The sequence below is a fragment of the Mesorhizobium sp. P170090 genome, assembly GCF_057786115.1.
The window spans coordinates 5,078,235-5,095,588 of the sequence record NZ_JBYNWH010000001.1; the positions used below are offsets into that span (position 1 = coordinate 5,078,235).

At 64.2% G+C, this 17,354-nt stretch carries 15 protein-coding genes; all 15 read right to left on the minus strand.

Annotated elements, in window-relative coordinates; all coding sequences use genetic code 11:
- Positions 1-56: 56 nt before the first annotated feature.
- The 15 genes from ftsA to mraZ all read right to left on the minus strand — a co-directional run bounded on the left by ftsA (position 57) and on the right by mraZ (position 17,236).
- Positions 57-1,364, minus strand: a complete 1,308-nt coding sequence (gene ftsA, locus AC3EML_RS24650; RefSeq protein WP_023688034.1) for a cell division protein FtsA — start codon at positions 1,362-1,364, stop codon at positions 57-59.
- The gene (locus AC3EML_RS24655; RefSeq protein ID WP_023725356.1) at positions 1,361-2,302 is read right to left on the minus strand and encodes a cell division protein FtsQ/DivIB; all 942 of its coding nucleotides are present in this window, start codon (positions 2,300-2,302) and stop codon (positions 1,361-1,363) included. Before AC3EML_RS24655 ends, ftsA begins: the two co-directional genes overlap by 4 nt.
- Positions 2,290-3,216 carry a D-alanine--D-alanine ligase gene (locus AC3EML_RS24660; protein WP_023744604.1) on the minus strand — a complete coding sequence of 309 codons (927 nt, stop codon included), beginning with the start codon at positions 3,214-3,216 and terminating at the stop codon, positions 2,290-2,292. The genes AC3EML_RS24655 and AC3EML_RS24660 overlap by 13 nt, the downstream gene beginning before the upstream one ends.
- A gap of 303 nt (positions 3,217-3,519) precedes the next feature.
- Positions 3,520-4,485 (minus strand): UDP-N-acetylmuramate dehydrogenase, encoded by a 966-nt coding sequence (murB, locus tag AC3EML_RS24665; RefSeq protein ID WP_027050618.1) that lies wholly within the window; start codon positions 4,483-4,485, stop codon positions 3,520-3,522.
- On the minus strand, positions 4,482-5,888 hold the full coding sequence (murC, locus tag AC3EML_RS24670; protein WP_352522174.1) for a UDP-N-acetylmuramate--L-alanine ligase: 1,407 nt from the start codon (positions 5,886-5,888) through the stop codon (positions 4,482-4,484). The genes murB and murC overlap by 4 nt, the downstream gene beginning before the upstream one ends.
- Positions 5,888-7,012, minus strand: coding sequence for an undecaprenyldiphospho-muramoylpentapeptide beta-N-acetylglucosaminyltransferase (gene murG, locus AC3EML_RS24675; RefSeq protein ID WP_023821777.1), 1,125 nt, complete (start codon positions 7,010-7,012; stop codon positions 5,888-5,890). Before murG ends, murC begins: the two co-directional genes overlap by 1 nt.
- Before the next feature lies 1 nt (position 7,013).
- The gene (ftsW, locus tag AC3EML_RS24680) at positions 7,014-8,165 is read right to left on the minus strand and encodes a putative lipid II flippase FtsW (protein WP_023668275.1); all 1,152 of its coding nucleotides are present in this window, start codon (positions 8,163-8,165) and stop codon (positions 7,014-7,016) included.
- Positions 8,165-9,565, minus strand: coding sequence for a UDP-N-acetylmuramoyl-L-alanine--D-glutamate ligase (murD, locus tag AC3EML_RS24685; protein ID WP_352522175.1), 1,401 nt, complete (start codon positions 9,563-9,565; stop codon positions 8,165-8,167). The genes ftsW and murD overlap by 1 nt, the downstream gene beginning before the upstream one ends.
- Positions 9,566-9,573: 8 nt before the next feature.
- The gene (mraY, locus tag AC3EML_RS24690; RefSeq protein ID WP_023668273.1) at positions 9,574-10,656 is read right to left on the minus strand and encodes a phospho-N-acetylmuramoyl-pentapeptide-transferase; all 1,083 of its coding nucleotides are present in this window, start codon (positions 10,654-10,656) and stop codon (positions 9,574-9,576) included.
- An 18-nt stretch (positions 10,657-10,674) separates the two neighbouring features.
- The gene (locus AC3EML_RS24695) at positions 10,675-12,108 is read right to left on the minus strand and encodes a UDP-N-acetylmuramoylalanyl-D-glutamyl-2,6-diaminopimelate--D-alanyl-D-alanine ligase (RefSeq protein ID WP_352522176.1); all 1,434 of its coding nucleotides are present in this window, start codon (positions 12,106-12,108) and stop codon (positions 10,675-10,677) included.
- Positions 12,105-13,559, minus strand: a complete 1,455-nt coding sequence (locus AC3EML_RS24700) for a UDP-N-acetylmuramoyl-L-alanyl-D-glutamate--2,6-diaminopimelate ligase (RefSeq protein ID WP_352522177.1) — start codon at positions 13,557-13,559, stop codon at positions 12,105-12,107. The genes AC3EML_RS24695 and AC3EML_RS24700 overlap by 4 nt, the downstream gene beginning before the upstream one ends.
- Positions 13,560-13,613: 54 nt before the next feature.
- Positions 13,614-15,338 (minus strand): peptidoglycan D,D-transpeptidase FtsI family protein, encoded by a 1,725-nt coding sequence (locus AC3EML_RS24705; protein WP_352522178.1) that lies wholly within the window; start codon positions 15,336-15,338, stop codon positions 13,614-13,616.
- A 14-nt stretch (positions 15,339-15,352) separates the two neighbouring features.
- On the minus strand, positions 15,353-15,745 hold the full coding sequence (gene ftsL, locus AC3EML_RS24710; protein ID WP_023682142.1) for a cell division protein FtsL: 393 nt from the start codon (positions 15,743-15,745) through the stop codon (positions 15,353-15,355).
- A gap of 4 nt (positions 15,746-15,749) precedes the next feature.
- The gene (gene rsmH, locus AC3EML_RS24715) at positions 15,750-16,766 is read right to left on the minus strand and encodes a 16S rRNA (cytosine(1402)-N(4))-methyltransferase RsmH (protein WP_352522179.1); all 1,017 of its coding nucleotides are present in this window, start codon (positions 16,764-16,766) and stop codon (positions 15,750-15,752) included.
- The gene (mraZ, locus tag AC3EML_RS24720) at positions 16,763-17,236 is read right to left on the minus strand and encodes a division/cell wall cluster transcriptional repressor MraZ (RefSeq protein WP_023682144.1); all 474 of its coding nucleotides are present in this window, start codon (positions 17,234-17,236) and stop codon (positions 16,763-16,765) included. Before mraZ ends, rsmH begins: the two co-directional genes overlap by 4 nt.
- Between the last annotated feature and the right edge of the window lie 118 nt (positions 17,237-17,354).

The window sequence follows — 17,354 nt, forward strand, 5'->3', positions numbered from 1 at the left end:
CTTTGCCTTTCCCGCCGCTTCGCCGCCGCGGCCGCCTATGGGGCTGTCCCCGTCAATTAGAAACTGTCTCTCAACCACTGACTCATGCGATGCAGTTTTCCGCCCGTCCCGGTCATCCTGAGACCGGAAATTCCTTTCGCCGGATGGCTCTCGAAGCTCGCCATCTGCGGATAGATCAGCAGCCCGACCGCCGTCGAGAAAGCCGGCCCCTTGGCAGCTTCCGGCAGGCCCGCCACGCCGAGCGGGCGTCCGATGCGCACATTGCGTCCCAGAATGCGGCGCGCCGCCTCGGGGAGACCCGCAAGCTGGCTGGCGCCGCCGGTCAGCACGACGCGTTTTCCCACGGCATTGCCGTAGCCCGACTTGTTCAGCCGGTCGCGCAACAGTTCCAGCGTCTCGTCGATGCGGGCGCGGATGACGCGCGTCATCACCGAGCGCGGGATCTGCAGCGGCATCTCGCCGTCTTCGCCGATCGGCTGGATCGAGACCAGGTCGCGATCGTCGGCACTGCCAGGCAGCGCCGAACCATGCATCACCTTCAGCCGCTCCGCGGCGTCGAGCGAGGTCGACAGGCCCTTGGCCATATCGAGCGTCACATGATTGCCGCCGATGGCAATGGCATCGGCGTGGACGAATTTGCCTTCCGAAAACACCGAGATGGTCGTCGTGCCGCCGCCCATGTCGATGCAGGCCGCACCCATTTCCAGTTCGTCGTCGACCAGGGCCGCAAGCCCGCTGGCATAGGGCGTCGCCACCATGCGCTCGACCGAAAGATGCGAGCGGTTGATGCAGAGCTCCAGATTGCGCAGCGGCGCGGCATCGCCCGTCAGCACATGCATATCGACGCCGAGCTGGTCGCCGACCATGCCGCGCGGATCGCGCACGCCGCGCTCGGCGTCCAGCGAAAAGCCGACGGGCAGCGAATGGATCACGTCGCGTTCGGCCTTGAGCGCCTGCTTGGCGCCGGCGGCAAGCACGCGCTTGATGTCGGCTTCGTCGGCCTGATGGCCACCGAGATTGATCGTGGCCGAATAGGTTTCGCTCTTCAGCCGGCCCGCCGTCATGTTGACGATCAGCGAATCCACCGTCAGTCCCGCCATGCGTTCGGCGGCGTCGACGGACAGGCGAATGGCGTGCTCCGCACGGTCGAGATCGACGACCACGCCCGACTTCACGCCTTGCGATTTCTGGTGGCCGATGCCGATTACCTGGATGCGGTGCGAGCGGCCGCGCAACAGCTTGCCGTCCTCGCGCGGCTTCAGTTTCGCCACCACGCAGCAAACCTTGCTCGAGCCGACATCCAGCACGGTGAGCGTGCCGGAACGCCGCGAAGAGGCATCGCTGTTGCCGCCAAGCCAGCTCATATCTTCGTCCCCGACTTGCGCTTCAGATTTTGCGGCTTTTCATTGAGCGCGGCCTGGCGCTGCGTCGCCGCTTCCGGCGTCAGCTGCACCACCAGGCGATCGGAGATGCGCATGTCGACGGCGGCGATGTCCCGCGTCAGAAGCCCGTTGTCGTGGTCCATCCGAACCAGGTCGGCGATCGCCTGATCCTCGCCATCCTCGGGCAGCTTGATCGTGATGCCGTTTTCCAGCTTCAGGTCCCAACGCCGTTCGCCGATGCGGATATAGCCTTTGACCCGAGCCGCGAGCTCGGGAAATTTCTTGATCTTGGCCACGAAGTCGGGCGCCTTGGCCGGTGCGCCGGTGCCGATGATCAGCGGCAGCAGCGCCTGCTTGCCGCCGGAGAACGGCGCGATCACCGCGCCGGAGCGTTCGATGACCGAAAGCTCCGCGCCCTGCTGCCAGAGCGCGAAGGGCTCGCGCTCCTCGACACGCACTTCCAGCGTATGTGGATAGACCTTGCGCACCGCCGCCACTTCGACCCAGGGCAAGGTATCAATACGTTCACGCGCGGCCTCGGCATCGAAGCCGATCAGTGACGTCCAGCCGTCGAGCTCGAGCCGGTCCAATATGTCGATCTCCGAAGTCTGGCGGTTGCCGACCACCTTGATCTGGTCGACGGCAAAGCCGGTCCGGGCGGTGATGCTCTGGACGATGTCGTCGGCATGACCGCCGAGAATGGCGCCATAGAGGCTGCTTGATGCAATGAGCGAAGCCGACAGGATGGCCGCGGAAAAGCGCGGCGCGACGAAGTCGCCGCCGCCCAGGCGCGCCAGCACGCGCACCGGCCGGCGCAGCACGCGCGGCAGCACGAAATGGTCGAACGACAACGGCATGCCGAACAGCGCCGGCCCGGCGCCGCCCCTGCCCTTGTCCTGTCCCCATTTCAACGCAGACACGAAGCGTCCTCCACCATCCAACTCAACAATTTGCCAAACGAGTGCCCGGCCTGGGCGGCGATTTCAGGCACCAAAGACGTCGGCGTCATGCCCGGCTGAGTGTTGATCTCGAGCCAGACAATCTCGCCGTTTTCGGAGTGACGGTCGTCATAGCGGAAGTCCGATCGGGAAACGCCCCGGCAGCCGATAGCCAGATGTGCCTTGAGCGCCAGTGTCTGTATTTTTTGGTAAATATTTGATGAAATTTTAGCAGGGATTTCGTGTTTTGATCCGCCGGCGACGTATTTTGAATCATAGTCGTAGAAGGAATGGCCGGTCGGAATGATCTCGCAGACGCCGAGCGCCACGTCGCCCATGACGGCGCAGGTCAGCTCGCGCCCATGGATGTAGCGCTCGACCATGACGGTCTCGCCATATTTCCATTCGGACGAGCCGATGACCTGCGGCGGATGCGACTGCCCTTCATGCACGATGACGACGCCGAAGCTTGAGCCTTCATTGACCGGCTTGACCACGTAGGGCGGCTTCATCGGATGCTTGTTCTGGATGGCAAAGCGGCTGGCAACCTTCGATTCCGCCACCGCGATGCCGGCAGCCTTGGCGACCTTCTTGGCTTGCTCCTTGTTCATGGCGAGCGCCGAGGCGAGCACGCCCGAATGGGTGTAGGGAATGGCCAGATATTCGAGGATGCCCTGGATGGTGCCGTCTTCACCGAACGGGCCGTGCAGTGCGTTGAAGACGACATCGGGCTTGAGTTCGGTGAGCACGGCGCCGACATCGCGCGCAACATCGACGCGGGTAACCTGGTAGCCTTCATTCTCAAGCGCATCCGCACACGCCTTTCCCGAAGACAGAGACACGGGCCGCTCGGACGAGAATCCGCCCAGGAGGACAGCCACATGCTTGTTCTTCATATCCCGTCATCCCTCTCACGGCGGGCCCGCAACCACGCATTCAGCGACCAGATTGAGTCCGAGTCTCCCGGCAGGTTGCCCCCCCAGACGGAAAACGCGGTCGACGCGTCGAACGACTCAAATCAGGAAACGCTTTAAGGCAGAGAATCAGAGAGTTGATTCGCTGGCAAGTGCTTATGATTCCGACAGATTCACTTTCCGCGAAAACGGCCGGAAAAAGCGTGTTGTGAGTCTTTGGAGCAACGGTGGCGCTGTTGTTTCAGACCGTTTGAAGTTCAAGCATCACATGAACTTCAGCTTGCGCTAAAGAAGCTGTCCGAGGAATTCCTGCACGGCATGGCCGGGGCGGAAATTGCCGAGCCGCTTGATTTCCCACTGCAGGCGGATGCCTGAATTTTCAAGCACGCGGGCGCGCACCGTCTCGCCGAGATATTCGAGGTCGTATCCGGTCGCTGTTCCGGTGTTGATCATGAAGTTGCAGTGCATCGGCGACATCTGCGCGCCGCCGATCATCAGCCCGCGGCAGCCGGCCTTGTCGATTTCCTTCCAGGCCGAGGTGCCTTCCGGATTCTTGAAGGTCGAGCCGCCGGTCTTCTCGCGGATCGGCTGCACCGTCTCGCGATGCGTCTGGACGGCGTCCATGGCCGCCTTGATCGCCTCCTGGTCTTCCAGAACACCTTCGAAAACGGCGGAGGTGAAGATCAGCCCGGCAGGTGCGGCCGAGTGACGATAGGCATAGCCCATGTCTTCATTGCTGAGGGTGTGGAGATTGCCCTTGCGGTCGAGCGCCCGAACCTCGACGACACGTTCCCGCGTCTCGACGCCATTGGCGCCGGCATTCATCCTCAGCGCCCCGCCGATGGCGCCGGGAATGCCGTGATAGAAATGAAAGCCGCCAATACCGGCCTCATAAGCGACGGCCGCGACGCGCTTGTCGGGCGTCGCAGCACCGGCCTTGATGACGGTCGGCGAAACCACCTCGGCTTCGCCAAAGCCCTTGGCCGAAAGCCGGATGACGAAACCCGGAATGCCGCCGTCGCGCACCAGGAGGTTGGAGCCGACACCGACGATGGTGAGCGGGATGTCCTCCGGCACGGCGCGCAGGAAGGCAGCCAGATCCTCCTCGTCGGCCGGCTGGAACAGGGCGTCCGCCAGACCGCCGGCGCGGAACCAGGTGATCTTGTCCATCTCGGCATTGGGCGTGATGCGGCCGCGCAGGCCGGCAAGCCGGTCGCCAAGTTTGTCGAGCAGGTCCTGGCCGCGCATCATGAGACGGTACCGCCGAGTTCCCCAGGCAGCGCATAGGCCCATTGGGTGATGTTGCCGGCGCCCAGGAAGATGACGAAGTCGCCCGGTTTCGCCAACGCGCGGATGACGGGCGAAATCGCGGCAGGGGTTTCGACGTAGCGCGCATCGCGATGGCCCCCGGAGCGGATGCGCGACACCAGCGCCTCCGAGGTCACGCCGTCGATCAGCTCCTCGCCCGCCGCATAGACCGGCGCCACCATCACCGTGTCGGCATCGTTGAAACAGACCGAAAACTCGTCGAACAGATCGTGCAGCCGGGTGAAGCGGTGCGGCTGCGCAATGGCGATGACGCGGCCCTTGGTGGCGCTGCGCGCCGCTTTCAACACCGCCGTGATCTCGACCGGGTGGTGGCCGTAATCGTCGAAGATGTCGACGCCGTTCCACGAGCCGGTGTGGGTGAAGCGCCGCTTGACGCCGGCAAAGGACGACAGCCCTTTCTTGATCGCTTCGGCCGATAGGCCGAGTTCATGCGCGACCGCAATTGCGGCGGTGGCGTTGGAGACGTTGTGGCGGCCGGGCATCGGCAGCCGCAGATCCGATATCGTCGTCTGGCCGCCGGTCTTGCGGTCGCGGATCACCACGTCGAATGCCGAGACGGCACCGGCCATCCGGTGGTTGGTGAAACGCACATCGGCCTGCGCGTTCTCGCCATAGGTGATGACGCGGCGGTCCTCGATGCGGCTGACCAGCGCCTGTACTTCCGGATGGTCGGTGCACATCACGCCAAAACCGTAGAACGGCACGTTCTCGACGAATTGCCGGAACGCCTCGCGCACCTTGTCGAAACTGCCATAATGGTCCAGATGCTCGGGATCGATGTTTGTGACGACGGCGATCTCGGCCGGCAGCTTGAGGAAGGTGCCGTCGCTTTCGTCGGCTTCGACCACCATCCACTCGCCATCGCCCATACGGGCATTGGTGCCATAGGCATTGATGATGCCGCCATTGATCACCGTCGGGTCGAGCCCGCCGGCATCGAGCAGCGTCGCCACCATCGACGTGGTTGTGGTCTTGCCATGCGTGCCACCGATCGCGACCGCCTGGCGGAAGCGCATCAGTTCGGCCAGCATCTCGGCCCGGCGCACGATCGGCAGCAGTTTTTCGCGCGCGGCCTTCAGCTCGGGATTGGATTTCTTGATCGCGGTGGAGACGACCACCACTTCGGCCGCGCCGATATTCTCGGCCTTGTGGCCGACAAAGCATTCGATGCCCTTGTCGCGCAGCCGCTGGACATTGGCGCTGTCGGCCTGGTCCGAACCCTGCACCTTGTAGCCGAGATTGTGCAGAACCTCGGCGATGCCGCTCATGCCGATGCCGCCAATGCCGATGAAATGCACAAGGCCGATGGTCTGCGGCATCTTCATCAATGCGTCCCTTTCCTGAAATCCGAAACGGTTTTTCTGGACGCAATAGCCTCTGTGAGATCAGCGAGCAACCGTGCCGCGTTCGGCCGGCCAGCCGACTTCGCTCCGGCAGCCATGGCCGTCAGCCGCTCGGGAGTGTCCATCAGCCCGCCAATGAGAGCCGCGATGCGCTCCGGCGACAGTGACGATTGCGGATGCACCTCGCCGCCGCCCGCCGCGGCAAGGGCGGCTGCGTTCGCCGCCTGATCGTGATCCAGCGCATAGGGATAAGGCACCAGCAGCGCCGGCCGGCCGATGACGGCGATCTCCGAAACCGTCGAGGCGCCGGAGCGCGAGATTACCAGATGCGCCGCGCCCATGCGCTGTGCCATATCGGTGAAGAAGGGCGAGACCTCGACATGGACGCCGAGTGCCGCATAGCCGGCCTTCACCCGCGCCACGTCGTCGGCGCGGGCCTGCTGGGTGATCACCAGCCGCTTGCGCTGCGCCTCCGGCAGAAGTGCGATCGCCGTCGGCATGGCGTCGGAAAAGAACTGCGCGCCCTGGCTGCCACCGAACACCAGGAGCCTGAACGGATCCGCCCCTTTGGATGCGGTGTAGGGCGTCTTGGCCGCCTCCAGGATTGGCGGCCTGACCGGATTGCCTGTCGTCACCGTCTTGGCGCCTGTGGCGCTTTCATCTTGCGGCAGGAATCCGCCGGCGATGGCATCGACGCGCCCGGACAGCGCCCGGTTGGCGCGGCCCATCACTGCGTTCTGCTCATGGATCAGCGTCGGCAGCTTGCGCCGTGTCGCGGCATAGAGCGGTGGCAAGGTCGGATAACCGCCAAAGCCGACGACCGCATCAGGCTTGATCCTGGCGATGACGGCGGAGGCCTGGCGCACGCCGCGCCAGATCTTCCAGAACGCGCCAAGCAGCGCGACAGGGTTTTTCGAGCCCATCGTCGCCGACTGGATCGGATGGATGGCGGCGGCCGGGAAATGGCCGGCAAAGCGCTCGGCGCGGTCGTCCGTCGCCAGATGCACGCTCCAGCCGCGCTCGATCAGCTCATGCGCCAGCGCCTCGGCCGGAAACAAATGTCCGCCTGTTCCGCCCGCCGCGAGAAGGATGACACCCCGCGCCATATCACTCCGCCGGCAGGGCGCGCTGCGACAGGGCAAAGCCCATCTGCTTGCGCTTTTCCGGTCGCTTGCGGGTCAGCGCCAGCACCATGCCCATCGAGATGGCAATGGCGATCTGCGAGGAGCCGCCATAGGAGATGAAAGGCAGCGTCATGCCCTTGGCCGGCATCAGTTGCAGGTTGACGCACATGTTGATGACCGACTGCAGGCCGAACACGGTGACGAGACCGCCGACGGCGTAGCGGGTGAAATCATCATGTTCCTTCAGCGCCGTGCTGAGGCCGCGCAGCACGATGAAGGCGAAGATCGACATGATGAAGAAGCACATGATCAGCCCGAACTCTTCGCCGGCGACCGAAAAGACGAAGTCGGCATGCGCGTCGGGAATGACCCGCTTGACCGTGCCCTCGCCCGGCCCGACGCCGAACCAGTGGCCGTTGATCAGCGCCTCGCGGCCCATGTCGACCTGGAACGTGTCGCCTTCGCCGGTCAGGAATTTGTCGATGCGGGCGGCGACGTGCGGGAACACCGTATAAGCGGCAAACAGGCCGCCGGCGCCGGTGGCGCCAAGCGCGATGATCCATAGCCAGGGCAGGCCGGCCATGAAGAACATGACGCCCCAGGTGCCGGTCACCAGCATGGTCTGGCCGAGATCGGGCTGCGCCACCAGAAGCGAGATGACCAGGATCAGCAGCAGCATGGCAAACAAATTGCCCGGAATGTCGGGCTGGCGCTTGTGTTCGGCGAACAGCCAGGCGCAGACGATGACGAAGGCGGGTTTCAGAAATTCCGACGGCTGGATCGACATGCCGACAAACGACACCCAGCGCCGCGCGCCTTTCACCTCGACGCCGATATAGAGCACGGCGACCATCAGCACCAGCATGATCCCCAGGATGATCAGCGCCATGCGCCGGATCTGCCGCGATTCCAGGAAGGACACTGCCAGCATCACGCCGAGCGCCGGCACGGTGAAGATGATCTGCCTGGTGGCAAAGTGGAAACTGTCGAGGCCGATGCGTTCGGCCACCGCCGGGCTTGCCGCAAAGGACAAGACGATGCCAAGCCCCATCAGCGACAGGAACGCCGCCAGGAACCAGCGATCGATCGTCCACCACCAGGTTGCAACCGGGCTTTTGTCGAGACGGCTTTGCATTATCGTGCCCCTCCGATGGGTTTCACGCCCTCGATAGCATTCGCAGCTTGCCTGAAGGCTTCGCCGCGAACTTCGAAATTCTTGAACTGGTCGAAACTGGCGCAGGCCGGCGACAGCAGTACCACCACCTCGCCGTTGTCATCCTTGGCCGAGTCTTTCGCGGCATGGTCGACCGCGGCGGCCAGGGTGCCCGAGATTTCATAGGGCACGGCTTCGCCGAGCGTCGCCGAGAATGCGGGCGCCGCCTCGCCGATCAGATAGGCCTTGGCGACGCGCGGGAAGAAACCGCGCAGCGGCTCGATGCCGCCTTCCTTGGGCAGTCCGCCGGCGATCCAGTAAATGCGCGAAAAACTCGACAGCGCCGGTGCCGCCGCATCGGCATTGGTCGCCTTGGAATCGTTGACGAACAGCACATGATCCTTGCGGCCGACCTGCTCCATGCGATGCGCCAACCCGGGAAAGCTTTCCAGTCCCGCCTGGATCTTGCCGAGGCTCAAGCCGACCCTGAGGCAGGCGGCGACGGCGGCAAGCGCGTTCTGCGCATTGTGCTGGCCGCGCAACGAACCGATGCCTTCGAGGAAGGCGACGCGGCTGTAACGGCCATGCACGGCTTCCATCAGATCGGAGCCATCGGCGAAATAACCGTCGGTCAGCGGCAGCCGCTTGGAGATGCGGATCACCTGTCGGCCCGCCCTCTCCAGCCGGTCGGCGATCTGCGCGCACCAGCTATCGTCGACGCCGACAATGGCTGTCTCGCTGCCGGCGACCAGCCGCTCCTTGATCGAAGCGTAGTGCTGCATGGTGCCGTGGCGGTCGAGATGGTCGGGCGTCAGGTTGAGCAGGATGCCGGCCGTCGGGTTGATCGAGGGCGCGAGATCGATCTGGTAGGACGAACACTCGACGACATAGTCCCGGTCAGCCTGCGGTGGATCGAGCGTCATGATGGCCCGGCCGATATTGCCGCCCATCTGCGTGTCGCGCCCTGCCGATTTGAGGATATGCGCGGTCAGCGCCGTGGTCGTCGACTTGCCGTTGGTGCCGGTGATAGCGATGAACGGCGCATCAGGCGCGCGCGCAATCCGCTCGCGGCAGAACAATTCGATATCGCCGATCACCTCGACGCCGGAGCCACGCGCCAACTCCACCGTCCAGTGCGGCTTGGGATGCGTCAGCGGCACGCCGGGCGAGAGCACGAAGGCCGAGAATTTCGACCAGTCGGCGCCGCGCAGATCGGCGGTCGCAATGCCTTGGCCAGCGGCCTTGGCGACGCTATCGGGATTGTCGTCCCAGGCGAGCACGTCGGCGCCGCCCTCGATCAGCGCGCGCGCCGTGGCGATCCCCGAGCCACCGAGGCCGAAGAGCGAAACGCGTTTGCCCGAAAAGGATGCGGCGGGGATCAAGCGGGTTCCTATCTCAGCTTGAGGGTCGACAGGCCGACCAGCGCCAGGATGACGGCGATGATCCAGAAGCGGATCACCACCTGGCTTTCGGTCCAGCCGAGCTTTTCGAAATGATGATGGATCGGCGCCATCAGGAACACGCGCTTGCCGGTCATCTTGAAGTAGCCGACCTGAATGATGACCGACAGGATTTCCACGACAAACAATCCGCCGACGATGACCAGCACGATCTCGTGCTTGGTGGCGACCGCGACCGTACCGATCAGGCCACCCATGGCCAGCGAACCGGTGTCGCCCATGAAGATCGCCGCCGGCGGGGCGTTGAACCAGAGGAAGCCGAGGCCGGCGCCGATGACGGCGCCAAGCACGACAGCCAGCTCGCCGGTGCCGGGCACGAAATGGATCTGCAGATATTCGGCGAACACCGCATTGCCGGAGAGGTAGGCGATGACGCCAAAGGATGCCGCCGCAATCATGATCGGCACGATCGCCAGCCCGTCGAGGCCATCGGTCAAATTCACCGCATTGCCGGCGCCGACAATGACGAAGCAAGAGAACGGCACGAAGAACCAGCCGAGATTGATGATGAATTCCTTGGCGAAGGGGAAGGTCAGCGACGACGAGAACGGCGCCTGGCCATTATGCATGATCGCCCAGGCGGCGATGCCGGCGATGACGAATTCCAACGCCAGCCGCGCCTTGCCGGAAAAGCCGAGATGCGACTGCTTGGTTACCTTGAGATAGTCGTCGTAAAAGCCGATCGAACCGAAGCCCAGCGTCACCAAGAGCACCACCCAGACATAGATCGAGGAGAGGTTCGCCCATAGAAGCGACGAGCCGACGATGCCGCACAGGATCATCAGCCCGCCCATCGTCGGCGTGCCGGCCTTCTTGAAATGCGTCTGCGGGCCATCGGCGCGGATCGGCTGGCCCTTGCCTTGCCGCAGCCTAAGCGAATTGATGATGGTCGGCCCGAAGATGAAGACGATCAGCGCCGAGGTGATCAGCGCACCGCCGGTGCGGAAAGTTATGTAGCGGAAGACATTGAAGACCGAGACCTTGTCCGCAAAATCGACGAGCAATGTAAACATACGATTCCGTTCCCCGGACTAGTTCTGTTTCGTGCCTGCGGCTTCCGCCGGATATTTGCCGAGCAAGGCCTCGACCAGCTTTGAAAAGCCGATGCCTTTCGACGATTTGATCATCACCACGTCGCCGGCCTCCAGCGTCGACAGCAGCAGCGGCTTCAATTCCTCGGCGCCGGCGCGGTATTCCGTTTTGATCTCGTCGGGCAGGATGTCTGCCAGCGCCCGCATTTCCGGGCCGCCGAGAAAGACCGTGTGCGTGCCGGTCCCGACGATCAGTTCGGCCAGGGCTGCATGCAGCTTGGCCGAATGGTCGCCGAGTTCGAGCATGTCGCCGAGCACGGCGATGCGCCGGCCCTCGCCCGTGACAGGCGTCGCATTGAGCAGCGCCATGGCAGCAGCCATCGAGGCCGGATTGGCGTTGTAGCTCTCGTCGATCAGTGTGATCAGTCCCTTGGGATGGCGCAGCACATGGCGCTTGCCACGGCCGCGTTCGGCGGAGAGATCGGCCAGCGCTTCCGCCACCTTTGCGATGTCGGCTTCAACCAAATGCGCGGCGCCGAGCACCGCCAGGACGTTCTGTACCATGTGGCGGCCGGGCGCGCCGATGCGCGCCGTCACATCCTGCCCGCCGATCCTGGCGGTGATGTCGGAATGATCGGCATGCAGCTCGCATTTGGTCAGCTTGTAGGTCGACCGTGCATTCTCGCCGAAGCCAAAGACATGTTCGACGCCGGCGGCTCGCGCCATCTTGTCGAGCAGCTTCCATCGCGCATCGTCGCGGTTGAGCAAGGCCGCACCGCCGGGCTCGATGCCTTCAAAAATCTCGGCCTTGGCCTTGGCGATCTCGTCGAGATTTCTAAAGAAGCCGAGATGCGCCGCGGCGATCATCGTGACGATGGCCACATGTGGCCGGACCATCTTGACCAGCGGCCGGATCTCGCCCGGATGGTTCATGCCGATCTCGAACACCGCATAGTCGCAATCGCCGGGCATGCGCGCCAGCGTCAGCGGCACGCCCCAATGATTGTTGAAGGACTGCGCCGAAGCATGCACCGTGCCGACGGCCGACAGCACATGACGCAGCGCCTCCTTGGTGGTGGTCTTGCCGGCCGATCCGGTCACCGCGATGATTTTTGCGCTGGAACGGGCGCGGGCGGCAACACCGAGTTTCTCCAGTGCTGCCAGCACATCCTGCACGACGATCATCGGCGCCGTCAGCCGCCCAAGCGACGGCAATTTGCCCTCGGCGACGACCAGAACGCCGGCGCCGGCCTTGATCGCCGCGGTCGCGAAGTCATGGCCGTCCATCGCCTCGCCCTTGATGGCGAAGAAGGCGTCGCCCGGCTGCAGGCTGCGGCTGTCGATCGAGATCCCCGAAATTCCCTCCGGCATCGGCCCGAGCGGCCGACCGCCCATGGCGTCGACCAGCGCCTCGGAAGTCCAGAGCACGCTCATGCGGCCCGCTCCCGCAGCGCCGAGCGGACTTCCTCGTGGTCGGAGAAGGGAAACGTCTCGGCGCCGATGGTCTGGCCCTCTTCATGGCCCTTCCCGGCAACGATCAGCGTATCGCCCGCTTTGAGCATGGCGACCGCTTCGTGGATCGCCTTGCGGCGGTCGCCGATTTCAATCGCGCGGGGCGCGGTTGCCAGGATCGCGGCACGGATCGTTTCCGGCACTTCCGAGCGCGGATTGTCGTCGGTGACGATGACGACATCGGCCAGCCGCGTGGCGATTCCGCCCATGATCGGCCGCTTGCCCCGGTCGCGGTCGCCGCCGCAGCCGAACACGACGATGACGCGGCCGGTGGTGAACGGGCGCACGGCGGCCAGTACATTTTCCAGCGCATCCGGCTTGTGGGCATAGTCGACATAGACGGGCGCGCCATTGGCGGTGGCGCCGACCAGGTCGAGCCGTCCCGGCGCACCCTGGAGTTTCTCCAATGCCATCAAAGCTTTGGCGACCGGCGTTCCGGTGGAAATGGCCAGCCCTGCCGAAACCAGGGCATTGGCGATCTGGAAGTCGCCGGCGAGCGGCAGGTCGATCTCGTAGAGCACGCCGTCAGCTTCGACCTCGGCGCGCTGGCGGTGGCGCTCGTGCTCGACCCGCTTCAGGCGCAGGAAATCGCCATGGCGGCCGACAGTCAGCACATTGAGCCCCGCGGCCTGCGCAGCCTGGATGGTCGGCGCCGACCACGGATCGTCGGCAAAGATGACCGCCGGCGCGCCTTTCGGCAGCAGCGTGTCGAACAGGCGCAATTTGGCGCGATGGTAGTCCTCGACCGTCGGATGATAGTCCATATGGTCGCGGCCGAGATTGGTGAAACCGCCCGCGGCGAGCTTGACGCCATCGAGACGGCGCTGGTCGAGACCATGGCTGGAAGCCTCCATCGAGGCGTGTGTGACGCCGGCCTCCGCCAATTCCTTGAGCAACTGGTGCAAAGCCACTGGATCGGGTGTGGTCAACGAACCGTAATCGTTGCGGCCCGGCGCCACCACGCCGGTGGTGCCAATGGACGCGGCTGCAAAGCCGGCCTGCTCCCAGATCTGCCTGGTGAAGGCGGCGACCGAGGTCTTGCCTGCGGTGCCGGTAACCGCGACCATGGTCTCCGGCTGGCTGCCGAAGAAACGTGCCGCGCTCAGCGCCAGCGCCAGGCGTGGGTCGTCGACGCTGAGCACCGGGACGGACAGACCGGAAATGGCGCCGGCCTTGCCCACGACAACCGCCGCTGCGCCGCGCTTTGCCGCATCGGCGGCATAGGCCGAACCATCCGCCTTGCTGCCGGCGAGCGCGAAAAAGACCACGCCGGTCTTGACCGTGCGGGAATCCGACGAAATCCCGGTTACCTCCACATCGCGGGAAGATGTTCCCTCGACAGGCAGGATACCGGCTAAATCTCTCAGGTGCATCGAACCCCGTTTATCTCAACAAAATGGCGCGCAGTTGCCGGCGCGCCCTAAGAATCACTGATAGGAAACCAGCGTTGCGCCATTTTCATGGCTGAAATCTGGCTTCACGCCAAGCATGGCGGCTGCCCGCCTGATGATGTTTCCGGCCATGACACCCGCATTGTTGGCGGCGACGTCAGTCATTCCGGGCTTTTCCGGGTGCGGAGCGTCGGCGATCGTAAACACCAGATACTGCGGATCGTCCATCGGGAAGGCGGCGACGAAGGTGTTGAAATTCAGTTCCTTCGAGTAGCGGCCATTGATCACCTTCTCGGCGGTTCCGGTCTTGCCGCCAACGCGGTAGCCGGGGGTCCTGGCGTTTCTGGCCGAGCCTTTCTCGGCATTGAGCGTGTAGAGGTAGCGCATGCCCTCCACAGTCTTTTCGCTGACCACTCTCTTGGCCACCGCCATGGCATCCTGCTCGCTGCGGACCAGGAAAGTCGGCGGGATCAAATAGCCCTGCATCAGCGCCGCGCAGCCGACGGCCGCCTGCAGCGGCGTCGTCGACACGCCATGGCCGAAGGCGATGGTGAAGGAGTTGACCTGCTTCCAGACCTTCGGTTCGGTCGGGCGGGCGACCTCAGGCAGTTCGGTCTGCATCCTGTCCAGAAGGCCAAGGCGATGCAGGAATTCGCGGTGCCCCTCGATGCCGACCATTTCGGCCTCACGGGCCGATCCGATATTGGAAGAGTAAAGGAACACCTCCGGCAATGACAGCACGCGGTTCTTGCCATGGAAATCGTGGATGGCCTGATGGCCGACCCGGATTGGGTGCGAGGCGTCGAAACGGCTGTTCATGTTCGCCTTGCCGGAATCGAGCGCCATGGCCGAGGTGAAGCTCTTGAAGGTCGAGCCCATCTCGTAGAGGCCGGCCGACATGCGGTTCAGCCGATCCTTGTCCTGCGCATTGAAGGGATTGTTCGGATCGAAATCCGGCACCGAGGCCATCGCCACCACTTCGCCGGTCTTGATGTTGAGCACGACGGCGCCGGCGCCCATGGCCCGATAGCGCTCGAGGCCGGCGGCAATCTCGTCGCGCACCACATGCTGGACGCGCAGGTCGATCGACAGCTGAACCGGCTTCAGATCCTTGGCGATCGCAAGGCCTGAGGCCTGCAGGTCGCTTAAGCCCTGCTCGTCAATGTATTTCTCCATGCCGGAGATGCCCTGATTGTCGATGTTGGTGAGGCCGACAATGTAGGACGAGGTCACGCCGGCCGGATAGAAGCGGCGCTTTTCGGTGCGAAAGCCGATTCCGGGAATGCCGAGCTGCATGATGTCGGCCTGCTGCTTGGGCGTCAGCTGCCGCTGCAGCCAGACGAAGCCGGCGCCGCTCTTCAGCTTGTGATAGGTCTGCTCGGGGTCGATGTCGGGCAGAATGGTCGACAGCTTTTCGATCGCCTCGTCGGCATCGACGATGCGGCGCGGCTCGGCAAACAGCGATGCCGTCTTGATGTCGGTCGCCAGCACCTCGCCGTTGCGGTCGACGATATCGGGACGCGACGCCGTCACCCGGCTTTGCGGCCCATTCGACATGTCGGGGGACTGGAAACCGAGATAGACCAGCCGCCCGGCGATGGTCGAATAGATGCCGAAGAACACCGCCATCGTCATCACGATGCGGGTCTTGGCCTTGCCGCCGGTCGCCTTGCGCGCGCCTTCGACCACGATGGAGCCGTCCTCGCCGGTCCGCGCGCGGCGCTTCAGCAATTTGCCGACCGACGGAAGTTTGGCGCGCATTGGAAATCCAGCGATCATTGGACGATGGCTCCGGTGACCACGGGATCCTTGTCGGCTGGTCCTTTGCCGGAATTGTCGGCCATGCCGCCAAGCCGCTGCGACGACAGGTCCTCGATGTTGAGCGGTTTTGCCGGCAGGTCGTCGAGCCCGACGATCTGCCGCGCATTGACCGGCTCGAGTGCGAGCTGCGATTTGTAGATTTCAGCCAGCTTCTGCAGGCGCGACGGCTGGGTCAGCAGGCTCCAGTCGGCCTTGAGCAGGTCGATCGTGTCCTCCTCATAGCGGATCTGCGCCTCGATCTTCTGCACCGAAGCCAGCTGTTCCTCGGCCTCGCGCTTGGCCTTGTAGGTCAGGGCCGCGGCCGAGACCATGACGGCGATCAGGACTATGTCGCTGGTTCGAAACACGTGTTCACCTCTCTCGCGGCGCCTGGATGCCGGGAAGTTTTGGAAGTCCGAAAACGGTGAGATCACCGGCGCGCGCTGGCGCCTCGGTGCGGATGGCGGCACGCAGCCTGGCCGAGCGCGCCCGCGGATTGGCAGTGACTTCGGCATCGCCTGCCGTCACGCCGCCACCGGCCTTGCGGAAGGTCGCGGTGCGCGCGTGCGCCTCGGGCAAATGACGTGAGCCGGTGGCGACGTCGGCGCGGTCGGCGATGAAGCGCTTGACGATGCGGTCTTCCAGCGAATGGAACGTCACCACGGCAAGCCGCCCGCCGGGCTTCAATATCCGCTCCGACGCCACCAGAGCCTTGGCCAATTCGCTCAACTCGTCATTGACGAAAATGCGCAGCGCCTGGAAGACGCGGGTGGCCGGATGAATCTTGTCCTTCGGCGCGCGGCCGATATGCGTTTCGATGGCGTCGGCGAGATCGAGCGTGCGCTCGAACGGACGTTTTTCGCGGCGTGACTCGATCATGCGGGCAATGCGGCCGGCATTCCGCTCTTCGCCGAGGAAGCCGAAGATGCGGGCAAGGTCGCCTATCTTGAACGAATTGACGACGTCGGCAGCACTCAAGCCCGCCTGCGCCATGCGCATGTCGAGCGGCCCGTCGGTGCGGAACGAAAAGCCGCGCTCGGGCTGGTCGACCTGCATGGAGGAAATGCCGATGTCGAGGACAACGCCGTCGGCGCTTTCGACCTGCTCGTCCAGCGTCGAAAATGGCGCCTGCACCAGCCTTAGCCTGCCGCCGGATTGCTGTTCCAGGCCGCGCCCGGCGGCAATCGCATCGGGATCGCGATCGATCGCCACCACCGAGGCGCCGCTCGCCAGGATCGCCTTGGTGTAGCCGCCGGCGCCAAACGTGCCGTCGACGATCACATCGCCGGCTTTGGGTGAGAGCGCCTCCAGCACTTCGGCGAGGAGGACCGGAATGTGGCGGACCGGTCCGCCAACGGCGCTGAGATCATCGCCGTGATCCGCCATCATTCCGGCCGCTCCCCAGCCTTGGCCTCGTGAGCCTTCGTCCCCTGCCGAAGCTGCAAAAGCCGAGCGCGCGCCTGCGCCCCATAGGCGGCCAGCCGTCCAGGCTCCCAAACTTGAAAGAAATTGCCACGGCCGACAAAGGCCACTTCGCTCGTGATGCCCGTATGCTCGCGGATGAAATCGCTCATCGTGATGCGGCCATCCTGATCGAGCTTCAGGAACGTCCCGTCGCCATGGCAGAAGAACGACATATCGTCCGCCGTCTGCAAAAAAGGGTCTTCCAGCGCGATGCGCTGCTCGTAGCGGTCGAGCAGATCGAGCCCGCCGACATCCATCGCAGGCACGTCCAGGCCGCGCAGCGCGTAGAGCTCCGAATAGCCGCGTTTCTGCACGACAGCGCGGAAATGCGCCGGAACGGAGACCCGCCCCTTCGCATCGATCCTGTTCACCGCGCTTGACAGAAACCGGTCCATGACACGCTGCAGCCGCTTCCGCCGCCGCACCCCTCTCCATGTTTTCGTCCGCGCCGAAGCGCGTCCCCTGCCGAAAATCCGCTTCGATCCCAGCGGCAAAACCCCGCAAACGCACAGC

Excerpts from the sequence above, each read along its gene's own strand:
- AC3EML_RS24660 (WP_023744604.1), bottom strand. The coding sequence starts at position 3,216 with ATGAAGAACAAGCATGTGGCTGTCCTCCTGGGCGGATTCTCGTCCGAG.
- murB (WP_027050618.1), bottom strand. The coding sequence starts at position 4,485 with ATGATGCGCGGCCAGGACCTGCTCGACAAACTTGGCGACCGGCTTGCC.
- AC3EML_RS24705 (WP_352522178.1), bottom strand. The coding sequence starts at position 15,338 with ATGCGCGCCAAACTTCCGTCGGTCGGCAAATTGCTGAAGCGCCGCGCG.
- ftsA (WP_023688034.1), bottom strand. The coding sequence starts at position 1,364 with ATGAGCTGGCTTGGCGGCAACAGCGATGCCTCTTCGCGGCGTTCCGGC.
- AC3EML_RS24695 (WP_352522176.1), bottom strand. The coding sequence starts at position 12,108 with ATGAGCGTGCTCTGGACTTCCGAGGCGCTGGTCGACGCCATGGGCGGT.
- murG (WP_023821777.1), bottom strand. The coding sequence starts at position 7,012 with ATGGCGCGGGGTGTCATCCTTCTCGCGGCGGGCGGAACAGGCGGACAT.
- rsmH (WP_352522179.1), bottom strand. The coding sequence starts at position 16,766 with ATGATGGCGGATCACGGCGATGATCTCAGCGCCGTTGGCGGACCGGTC.
- mraY (WP_023668273.1), bottom strand. The coding sequence starts at position 10,656 with ATGTTTACATTGCTCGTCGATTTTGCGGACAAGGTCTCGGTCTTCAAT.
- ftsW (WP_023668275.1), bottom strand. The coding sequence starts at position 8,165 with ATGCAAAGCCGTCTCGACAAAAGCCCGGTTGCAACCTGGTGGTGGACG.
- mraZ (WP_023682144.1), bottom strand. The coding sequence starts at position 17,236 with ATGGACCGGTTTCTGTCAAGCGCGGTGAACAGGATCGATGCGAAGGGG.
- AC3EML_RS24700 (WP_352522177.1), bottom strand. The coding sequence starts at position 13,559 with ATGCACCTGAGAGATTTAGCCGGTATCCTGCCTGTCGAGGGAACATCT.
- murC (WP_352522174.1), bottom strand. The coding sequence starts at position 5,888 with ATGAAGATGCCGCAGACCATCGGCCTTGTGCATTTCATCGGCATTGGC.